This is a genomic window from Nocardiopsis sp. MG754419, from assembly GCF_018207095.1.
Taxonomy (GTDB): domain Bacteria; phylum Actinomycetota; class Actinomycetes; order Streptosporangiales; family Streptosporangiaceae; genus Nocardiopsis.
Map to the genome: position 1 here is coordinate 1 of NZ_QOCZ01000183.1, position 10,028 is coordinate 10,028.

Annotated in this window: 9 protein-coding genes; all 9 read left to right on the plus strand. The window is 69.5% G+C overall.

All coding sequences use genetic code 11. From position 1 onward, the window contains the following. Positions 1–394, plus strand: a 394-nt coding sequence (locus tag DSY14_RS24740; RefSeq protein ID WP_283091695.1) for a molybdopterin dinucleotide binding domain-containing protein, incomplete at its 5' end; no start/stop codon positions are given. Further along, positions 391–1,764, plus strand: coding sequence for an NADH-quinone oxidoreductase subunit NuoH (gene nuoH / locus DSY14_RS24745; RefSeq protein WP_211719025.1), 1,374 nt, complete (start codon positions 391–393; stop codon positions 1,762–1,764). The genes DSY14_RS24740 and nuoH, both read left to right, overlap by 4 nt. Further along, positions 1,757–2,305, plus strand: coding sequence for an NADH-quinone oxidoreductase subunit NuoI (nuoI, locus tag DSY14_RS24750; protein WP_211719026.1), 549 nt, complete (start codon positions 1,757–1,759; stop codon positions 2,303–2,305). The genes nuoH and nuoI overlap by 8 nt, the downstream gene beginning before the upstream one ends. Then, on the plus strand, positions 2,302–3,252 hold the full coding sequence (locus DSY14_RS24755) for an NADH-quinone oxidoreductase subunit J (RefSeq protein ID WP_211719027.1): 951 nt from the start codon (positions 2,302–2,304) through the stop codon (positions 3,250–3,252). Before nuoI ends, DSY14_RS24755 begins: the two co-directional genes overlap by 4 nt. Then, a complete protein-coding gene (gene nuoK / locus DSY14_RS24760) occupies positions 3,240–3,539 on the plus strand; it encodes an NADH-quinone oxidoreductase subunit NuoK (RefSeq protein ID WP_013156051.1) in 300 nt (99 codons plus the stop codon). The genes DSY14_RS24755 and nuoK overlap by 13 nt, the downstream gene beginning before the upstream one ends. Before the next feature lie 14 nt (positions 3,540–3,553). Continuing rightward, positions 3,554–5,497, plus strand: coding sequence for an NADH-quinone oxidoreductase subunit L (gene nuoL, locus DSY14_RS24765; RefSeq protein ID WP_211719028.1), 1,944 nt, complete (start codon positions 3,554–3,556; stop codon positions 5,495–5,497). 1 nt (position 5,498) lies between these two features. Beyond that, positions 5,499–7,157 (plus strand): NADH-quinone oxidoreductase subunit M, encoded by a 1,659-nt coding sequence (locus DSY14_RS24770; RefSeq protein ID WP_211719029.1) that lies wholly within the window; start codon positions 5,499–5,501, stop codon positions 7,155–7,157. Next, positions 7,154–8,815, plus strand: a complete 1,662-nt coding sequence (gene nuoN / locus DSY14_RS24775; protein WP_211719030.1) for an NADH-quinone oxidoreductase subunit NuoN — start codon at positions 7,154–7,156, stop codon at positions 8,813–8,815. Before DSY14_RS24770 ends, nuoN begins: the two co-directional genes overlap by 4 nt. A 139-nt stretch (positions 8,816–8,954) precedes the next feature. Next, positions 8,955–9,959: a polyprenyl synthetase family protein gene (locus tag DSY14_RS24780; RefSeq protein ID WP_211719031.1), complete on the plus strand. Its 1,005-nt coding sequence runs from the start codon at positions 8,955–8,957 to the stop codon at positions 9,957–9,959. The last annotated feature ends 69 nt before the right edge of the window (positions 9,960–10,028 follow it).

Genomic DNA, 10,028 nt, shown 5'->3' on the forward strand with positions numbered 1-10,028 from the left:
GTGGGCGGGCGACCGCGCCGCCGGCCCCGCCGCCCGCCCGGCGCCGCTGCCCGAAACCGGGCCCGGCCGCGCGCTGCTCTCCACCTGGAAGCAGCTGCTCGGCACCGGCCGCATGGAGGACGGCGAGCCCTACCTGGCCGGTACCGCGCGCAAGGCCCGCGCGTACCTGTCCAAGACCACGGCCGACGAGGTCGGCGTCCCCGACGGCGGCTCGCTGCGCGTCTCCGGTCCGCTCGGATCGGTGACCGTCCCCGCGGTCGTCACCGACATCGCGGACCGGGTCGTCTGGCTTCCCGCCAACGCCCACGGCTGCGACATCCGTCGTGACCTGGGCGCCACCGTCGGCCAGACGGTCGAGCTGGCCGCGCCCACCACCAACGGGAGGCAGCAGTGACCCCCGCCGCTCTCGATCCGCGCGTGGCAGACCTGGCCGCGGAGAGCACCCTGAGCGCCTTCGGGAACGACCCGTGGTGGATCACCACCATCAAGGCGCTGGCCATCTTCGTGTTCCTCATGATCTGCGTGCTCATGATGATCATGGCCGACCGCAAGGTCATGGGCCGCATGCAGCAGAGGCACGGACCCAACCGGATGGGCCCCTTCGGCCTGCTCCAGTCCCTGTTCGACGGCATCAAGCTCTCCCTCAAGGAGGACCTGATCCCGCGCGGGGTGGACCGGTTCGTCTACATCGCGGCCCCGATCATCGCGGCCGTCCCGGCGTTCCTGGCCTTCTCGGTCATCCCGATCGGGCCCGAGGTGAACCTGTTCGGGGTCATGACCCCGTTGCAGCTCACCGACCTGCCCATCGCCGCCCTGCTGGTGCTGGCCACCGCCGCACTGGGTGTGTACGGGTTCGTCCTCGGCGGCTGGGCCTCCCAGTCCCCGTACGCCCTGCTCGGCGGCCTCCGCGCCTCCGCGCAGGTGATCAGCTACGAGATCGCGATGGGGTTGTCCTTCGTCGCGGTCTTCATCATGGCGGGCACGCTCACCACCTCCGGCATCGTCGCGGCCCAGGAGAACCTGTGGTTCGCGGTGCTGCTCCTGCCCTCCTTCCTCATCTACATCGTCACGATGGTCGGCGAGACCAACCGTCTCCCGTTCGACCTGGCCGAGGGTGAGGGCGAGATCGTCGGCGGCTTCATGACCGAGTACGGATCCATGAAGTTCACGATGTTCTTCCTCGCGGAGTACGTGAACATGTGCACCGTCGCCGCGGTGTCCGTGACGCTCTTCCTCGGCGGTTGGTACGCCCCGCCGGGGGTCACCGCCATCCTGCCCACGGCCAACGAGGGCTGGTGGCCGGTCCTGTGGTGGATGCTCAAGTTCGTCGCCGTGATGTTCCTGTTCATCTGGGCCCGGGGCAGTCTCCCGCGTGTGCGCTACGACCAGCTGATGAAGCTCGGCTGGAAGGTCCTCATCCCGATCCAGCTCGTGTGGATCACCGGTGTGGCCGTCGTGCGCATGCTCATCCTGGACGGTGCCTCCCCGATCCTCATCGGGGCCGTCATCGCCGCCTTCAGCGTCGCCACCATCGCCGCCTTCCTCGCCTGGCTGCGCTTCGTGCGCCGCGAGCGCGCCGAGGAGGCCCGAGAGCGCGCCGAGAACGCGCGCCGTGCCCACAAGGAACCCTCCTTCGGCGGGTTCCCGGTGCCCCCGAGCACCGCCGCCCACTACGGCAGCAGCGTGCTCGCCGAACCGTCGCGGACGGCCACGGCCGGCACCGCCGATCGCAATCAGAAGAAGGGGGAGGTTACCGGTGCTTGAGTGGCTCAACCCCGTCAAGGGTTTCGGTGTCACCTTCCACACGATGTTCAAGAAGGTGCCCACCGTCGAGTACCCGGAGGTCAAGCGCCCCACGGCGCCGCGCTTCCACGGACGGCACCAGCTGAACCGGTGGGCCGACGGTCTGGAGAAGTGCATCGGGTGCGAACTGTGCGCCTGGGCCTGCCCGGCCGACGCCATCTACGTGGAGGCCGGTGACAACACCGACGACGACCGGTACTCGCCCGGCGAACGCTACGGGCGCGTCTACCAGATCAACTACCTGCGCTGCATTCTCTGCGGTCTGTGCGTGGAGGCCTGCCCGACCCGGGCGCTCACCATGACCAACGAGTACGAGCTCGCCGACGACAGCCGCCAGAGCCTCATCTGGACCAAGGAGCAGCTCCTGGCGCCCCTCACCGAGGGCATGGAGCAGCCCCCGCACCCGATGCGGCTCGGCGACGACGAGCAGGACTACTACGCCACCGGGCGTGGTCAGCACGGGACGCAGGACCGGCCGGAGAACGCGGAGGCCTCACAGTGACCCCGCAGACCCCCGCCGCCCCCACGCTCGACCTGGCCGCGGGCGCCCCCATCGGCTCGGGTGAGGCCGCCGTGTTCTGGGTCCTGGGCACCATCGTGCTGCTCGGCGCCCTGGGCGTGGTCTTCTCCCGCAAGGCGGTCCACTCCGCCATGTCGATGGCGCTGACGATGGTCGGTCTGGCCATCTTCTACGGCATCAACGAGGCGCCGTTCCTGATGGTCGTCCAGATCGTCGTCTACACCGGCGCCGTCCTCATGCTGTTCCTGTTCGTGCTGATGCTCGTCGGCGTCAGCTCCGCGGACTCCCTGGTGGAGACCCTGCGGGGACAGCGACTCATGACGGCGATCGTCGCGATCTGCTTCGTCGGCGCCCTGACCACCGGGATCACCCGTATCGCCGTGGGCGACCCGGCGGGCATCACCGCCGCGGCGCCCGTGGGCGGGACCATCCCGTGGCTGGCCGGCGAGCTGATCCTGCGCTACGTGGTCGCCTTCGAGGCCACCGCCGCGCTGCTCATCACCTCGGTGCTCGGCGCCATGGTGCTCGCGCACACCGCCCGCATCGGCAAGCGCCGCACCCAGCGGGAGCTGTCCGAGGACCGCATCCGCGGTGACCACCCCACCCCGTTGCCCGGACCGGGCACCTACGCCCGGCACAACGCGATCGACATGCCCGCGCTGTTGCCGGACGGCACGGTGTCCCAGCTGTCCCTCAACCCCGTGCTCACCGCGCGCGACCCCGAGTACCAGAAGGGCGTGCCCGCGGACGTGCGGGCCGGACGCTCCCCGCTCCCGGGCGGGGCCTCGGAGACCACGCGGACCGAGGAGGGCGCCTCCGGCGAGGGGACCGACCCCGCCCAGGGCGAGGACGACTCCGACTCGTCGGACGACAACGGCGGCAACGGTAACGGCAACGGGCAGGAGGTCGAGTCCTCGTGGACCCGATGAACTACATCGTCCTCGCGGCGCTTCTGTTCACCATCGGCGCGGTCGGCGTTCTCGTCCGACGCAACGCGATCATCGTCTTCATGTGCGTGGAGCTCATGCTCAACGCCTGCAACCTGGCGTTCGTCGCGTTCGCCCGAATGCACGGGGACATCGAGGGGCAGGTCATCGCCTTCTTCGTGATGGTCGTGGCCGCAGCCGAGGTGGTCGTGGGCCTCGCGATCATCATGCAGATCTTCCGAACCCGCAGGTCCGCGTCGCTCGATGACGCCAACCTGCTCAAGCACTAGAAGGCGACGTGGCTGTGACACAACATCACGCGTACCTCGCCGCCGAATCCGCGGCGACCGCGGCCGACAGCGCGGTGCTGTCGAACGCCTGGCTGCTGATCGCCCTGCCGTTGGTGGGCGCGGCGATCCTGCTGCTGGGCGGGCGACGCACCAACGCCTGGGGGCCCCTGCTGGCCACCGTCCTCCCGGTGGTCTCCTTCGTCTGGGCCGTCCTGGTCCTGTTCGACCTGCTCGGGCGGGGAGCCGACGCGCGCAGCGTCGTCGTCCCCGTCTACGAGTGGTTCGCGGTCGGCGACTTCTCCGCGCAGATCAACCTGCTGGTCGATCCGCTCTCCATCACCTTCGTCCTGCTCATCACGTTCGTGGGTTCGCTGATCCACGTGTACTCCCTCGGCTACATGGCCGAGGATCCGGATCGGCGCAGGTTCTTCGCGTACCTGAACCTGTTCGTCGCCGCCATGCTCGTGCTGGTGCTGGCGGACAACTTCGTGCTGCTGTTCCTCGGCTGGGAGGGTGTGGGCCTGGCGTCCTACCTGCTCATCGGGTTCTGGCAGTACAAGCCCACCGCCGCCACCGCGGCCAAGAAGGCGTTCCTGATCAACCGGGTCGGCGACATGGGCCTGCTCCTGGCGATCATGATCATGTTCACCGTGCTGGGCGCGGTGAGCTTCAGCGACGTCTTCGCCGCGGTGCCGGGCGCGAGCGACGGCATCCTGCTCGCCATCGGCCTGCTGCTCCTGCTGGGCGCCTGCGGTAAGTCCGCGCAGCTCCCGCTCCAGGCGTGGCTCCTGGACGCCATGGAGGGCCCGACCCCGGTGTCGGCGCTCATCCACGCCGCCACCATGGTCACCGCCGGTGTGTACCTCATCGTGCGCGCCGGTCCGATCTTCGAGGCCTCCCCGGCGGCGCAGCTGACCGTCATGACCGTCGGCGCCGCCACCATGCTGGCCGGCGGGATCATCGCCTCCGCCAAGGACGACATCAAGAAGTCCCTGGCCGGGTCCACGATGAGCCAGATCGGCATGATGGTGCTGGCCGCGGGCCTCGGCCCGATCGGTTACGCCGCCGCCATCGCCCACCTGGTCACGCACGGCTTCTTCAAGGCCGGGCTGTTCCTCGGCGCCGGTTCGGTCATGCACGGCATGAACGACGACGTGAACATGCGCCGCTACGGCGGTCTGGCGTCGAAGATGCCGATCACCTTCGCCACCTTCGGACTGGGCTACCTCGCCATCATCGGGGTCCCGCTGCTGTCCGGCTGGTGGACCAAGGAGAGCATCATCTCCGCCACGTTCGGTCTCGGCGGCCAGCTCGGTCTGGTCTTCGGATCGCTGGTCATCCTGGGCGCCGCGCTCACCGCCTTCTACATGTCCCGGATGGTCTTCATGACCTTCCTGGGCGAGAAGCGGTGGGACGAGGGCGTGCACCCGCACGAGTCCCCGGTGAGCATGACCGCCCCCATGGTGGTGCTGTCCCTGGGCTCGCTCGCCCTGGGCGCCTTCCTGGTGGCCGGTGACCGCTTCGCCGCGTTCCTCCAGCCCGTCACCGGCGCCGAACTGCCGCACTTCACTGTGGGGCACGCGTTCACCGCCCCCTACGGCATCGCGGCCCTGGTCGTGCTGGTCCTGGGTGTGGCCCTGGCCTGGGCGGTCTACCTCCGCAAGCCCGTGGAGCGCACCGCCCCCGCGGGCAACCTCGTCACCGACGCGGCCCGCAACGAGCTGTACGGCAACGAGATCAACGAGGGCCTGTTCATGCGACCCGGTCAGGTCCTCACCAAGGCCCTGGTCGTCATCGAGGACAAGGTCATCGACGGCGCGGTCAACGGGATCGGGACCGGGGTCCGCGACTCCTCCACCGGGCTCGGGAAGACCCAGTCCGGGTTCGCCCGCACCTACGCGCTCACCATGCTCATCGGCGCCGTGATCGTCGCCGCGACGCTGGCTGTGAGGTTCTGACATGATCCCCTGGCTCACACTCGCCATCGCCCTCCCGGCGATCGGTGCGCTCCTCATCTGGGCGCTGCCACGCGTCAAGACACCGGCGGGGTCGGCCACGGCCCGCGCCTCGGCCTCCGCCTCCCAGGAGGCCGGAGGCGGCGGTACCGCGGTCGCGACCCGGACCGCCACCACGACCGGGGCGGGCGCCGCCTCCGCGGAGATCGCCAAGCGCATCGCGCTGGGCGTCTCGCTGGCCACCCTGGCCCTGGTCGTCGTCATGGCCCTGAACTTCGACACCTCCGCCGCGGGCGGCCTCCAGTTCGAGGAGGTCTACCCGTGGATCCCCTACTTCGGGGTCCACTTCGCGGTGGGTGTGGACGGCATCGCCCTGGTGCTGATCCTCATGTCGGTGATCCTGGTCCCGCTGGTGGTCCTGGCGGCCTGGAACGAACACTCCGACCGTGAGGACGGAGGCAGCGGCTACTTCGCCCTCATCCTCGCCCTCGAAGCGATGATGATCGGTGTCTTCGCCGCCACCGACGTCTTCCTGTTCTACGTGTTCTTCGAGGCGATGCTGATCCCGGTCTACTTCATGATCGGGCGCTACGGTCGGGGCGCCGACCGGGCCAAGGCCGCGATGAAGTTCCTGCTGTACAGCCTCGCCGGCGGTCTCATCATGCTGGTCGCGGTGATCGGCGTGTACGTCATCGGCGGCACCTTCCTGTGGAGCGAGCTGACCGCGTCGGGCAGCCCGCTCGCGGCCGTCGACCCGGCCACGGCCCGCTGGCTCTTCCTCGGGTTCTTCATCGCCTTCGCGATCAAGGCCCCGATGTGGCCGGTGCACACCTGGTTGCCCACCGCCGCAGGATCCTCCAGCCCCGGCACCGCCGTGCTGCTGGTCGGTGTCCTGGACAAGGTCGGCACCTACGGCATGCTCCGATTCTGCCTGGAGCTGTTCCCGGCCGCCGTGTCCTGGTTCGTGTGGCCGGTGGTCGCGCTCAGCCTGGTGAGCATCGTCTACGGTGCGATCCTCGCGATCGGCCAGAGCGACATGATGCGCCTGGTGGCCTACACCTCGGTGTCCCACTTCGGCTTCATCACCCTGGGCATCTTCGCCCTGACCGCGCAGGGGCAGGCCGGTGCGGCGCTGTACATGGTCAACCACGGCTTCGCCACCGGCGCGCTGTTCCTGATCGTGGGCTTCCTCATCGCCCGTCGCGGCAGCTCCCGCATCGAGGACTTCGGGGGCGTCCAGAAGGTCGCGCCCAAGCTCGCGGCGGTGTTCCTGATCGCTGGTCTGGCCGGTCTGGCCCTGCCCGGTCTGGCACCGTTCGTCAGCGAGTTCCTGGTGTTCGTCGGCGTGTACGCCTTCAGCCCGGTCCCGGCGATCATCGCCGTCGTGGGTGTGGTCCTGGCCGCGCTCTACATCCTGTGGATGTACCAGCGGACCATGACCGGCCCCACCCCGGAGAAGCTGTCCACCCTGCCCGACCTGTCCGCGCGTGAGACCTGGGCGGTGGCCCCGCTGATCGCGCTCATCATCGCGTTCGGCGTCTACCCGCAGCCCCTGCTCAACGTGATCAACCCCGCCGTCGAACGCACCGTGGAGATCGGGGCGGACACCGCCGCGGACACCACGACCGCCGAGGGCGACACCGAGGAAGGAGACGAGGAGTGAACACGCTCTACGTCGCCGACGGGGCGCCCCCGTCGCTCCCCGGCATCACCGAGGCGGCACCGGACCTGGACTGGTGGCTGCTCGCACCGTTCATCCTGGTGTTCGGCGCCGGTGTGCTGGCGGTGCTGTTCGAGGCCTTCGTGCCCAAGAAGGTCCTGCGGCCGGTGCAGATCACCCTCGCCGCCGCGACCCTGCTCGTCACCTTCCTGATCATCGTGGCCCAGGTGGGGGCGGTCGGTGACGGCACGCTCGTGGCCGGTGGGGTGCTCGCGGTGGACCGCGTGGTGCTCTTCCTCCAGGGCACCATCACCGTGCTGGCCCTGATCAGCCTCATGCTCATCGCCGAACGGCGCGACGGGCGCGACGCGTTCTCCGCCCAGGCCGCCACGGTCCCGGGCAGCGAGGAGGAGCGCAGGCACATCCTCGCCGGCTCCCAGCACACCGAGGTCTACCCGCTGGTGCTGTTCGCGGTGCTGGGCATGCTGCTCTTCCCCGCGGCCAACGACTTCCTCACCATGTTCATCGCCCTCGAGGTGATGAGTCTGCCGCTGTACCTGCTGTGCGGTCTGGCCCGTCGTCGTCGCCTGTTCTCGCAGGAGGCCGCGGTCAAGTACTTCCTGCTCGGTGCGTTCTCCTCGGCGTTCTTCCTCTTCGGTATCGCCATGGTGTACGGCTACGCGGGCTCGGTGAACTTCACCGCGATCCGCGAGGCGGTCGACGCCGGCGGTGCGGAGATCTTCGCCGACGGCAACGGTGAGCCCCTGCTCGTCATGGGTATCGGTCTCGTCGCGATCGGGCTGCTGTTCAAGGTCGGCGCCGTGCCCTTCCACAGCTGGAAGCCGGACGTCTACCAGGGGGCCCCGACCCCCATCACCGCGCTCATGGCCTCCTGCACCCTCGTGGCCGCCTTCGGCGCGCTGTTGCGGGTGTTCTTCGTGCCCTTCGGCGGCTCGGTGGAGATCTGGGAGCCGATGCTGTGGACGGTCGCCATCCTCACGATGGTCGCCGCCGCCGTCATCGCCGTCACCCAGCGCGACATCAAGCGGCTGCTGGCCTACTCCTCGGTGGTGCACGCCGGCTTCATCCTCACCGCCGTGGTCGCCGCCTCGGCCGAGGGCCTCGCGGGCGCCATGTTCTACCTGGCCGCCTACGGGTTCACCACGCTCGGCGCGTTCGCGATCGTCACCCTGGTGCGCACCCGCGACGGTGGTCAGGAGCTGGGCGACCTGGAGGGTTGGGCCGGACTGGGGCGTCGCGCCCCGGGGCTCGCGCTGGCGCTGTCGCTGTTCCTGCTGGCCTTCGCCGGTATCCCGCTCACCAGCGGGTTCATCGGCAAGTTCGCGGTGTTCGGTGCCGCCATCGAGGCCGGGGCCACCCCCCTGGTCGTCGTGGGTGTCCTCAGCAGCGCCATCACGGCCTACTTCTACATCCGGATCATCGTTGTGATGTTCTTCCGGGAATCGGAGGGCGAAGGTCCCACGGTGGCCCGCGCGGGCGCCCTCACCGGCGGTGTCATCACCGTGGGTGTGGCGGCCACGCTCGCCCTCGGGATCTTCCCGGGACAGGTGCTGGACAACCTGCTGCCGCCCTCCGAAGCCGGTCAGGACCCCTCCGCGGTGATGGTCTACCAGGACACAGAGGTGGACGCCGAGGAGTGATCGTCGACCCGGGTGTGGCTTTGGACGATCATTCCGGGTCGGATACCGTGGCAAGTCGGATCATGTTCATGTGCTGAGCGTGCGGCGGCCCTCGCATCGGGGGCCGCCCGCACGCCCGTTCGACAGGTGGAGCTTTACGGTGAGCGGTGCTGTCCCGAGCGGGTTTCTCGCTCTGCCGAGAGTCGACCCGACCCTCGCCCGGGAGGTGCAGGACGACCTCGAGAAGGTCGAGGAACTGCTGCGCGAGTCGGTGCGATCCAGCGACCCGATGCTGACCGAGGCCGCGTCCCACCTGCTGGAGGCCGGTGGCAAGCGCTTCCGCGCCATGTTGGTGCTGCTCGCCGCCCACTTCGGCGACCCGACGGTGCCCGACCTCATCCCCGCCGCGGCCGTGGTGGAGCTGACCCACGTGGCCACGCTCTACCACGACGACGTCATGGACGAGGCGGAACTGCGCCGCGGCAAGCCCAGCGCCAACCAGCGCTGGGGCAACACCGTCGCCATCCTCACCGGCGACTACGTGTTCGCGAAGGCCTCCACGATGCTCGCCGACCTGGGCACCGAGGCCGTCCGTCTGCAGGCGGAGACCTTCGCCCGTCTGGTCCAGGGGCAGATCCTGGAGACCTCGGGGCCGCGTGACGGCATCGACCCGCTCGACCACTACCTCAACGTCATCGACGACAAGACGGCGTCGCTGATCGCCTCGTCGGCGGAGTTCGGCGGCATGTTCGGCAAGGTCGACCCGGAGATGGTGAGCACCCTGACCCGGGCCTGTGACGCTCTGGGCATGGCCTTCCAGCTCGCCGACGACATCCTGGACGTGGCGAGCGAGAGCGCCGACTCGGGCAAGACCCCGGGCACGGACCTGCGGGAGGGTGTGCTCACCCTGCCGATGTTCTACGCCCTGCGTTCCCAGGACCCGGCCGACGAGCGCCTGAAGTCGTTGCTGGGCCGGCCGCTCGACGACGCCGAGGCCGAGGAGGCGCTGTCCCTGCTGCGCCCGCACCCGGCGATGGACGAGGCCGACGCCACGCTGCGGGGTTGGGCCGAGAAGGCGCGCTCCGAACTGGCGACGCTCCCGGACATCCCGGCCCGCGAGGCGTTCCTGTCGTTGTGCGCGTACGTGGTGGAACGCTCCGGCTGACCCGCCCCGTCCACGCTCGCCAGGGCCCCGTCCGATCGAGGACGGGGCCCTGGCGAGCGTGGACGGGGC

Coding starts and splice junctions, on each gene's coding strand:
- DSY14_RS24770 (WP_211719029.1), top strand. CDS start 5,499: ATGATCCCCTGGCTCACACTCGCCATCGCCCTCCCGGCGATCGGTGCG.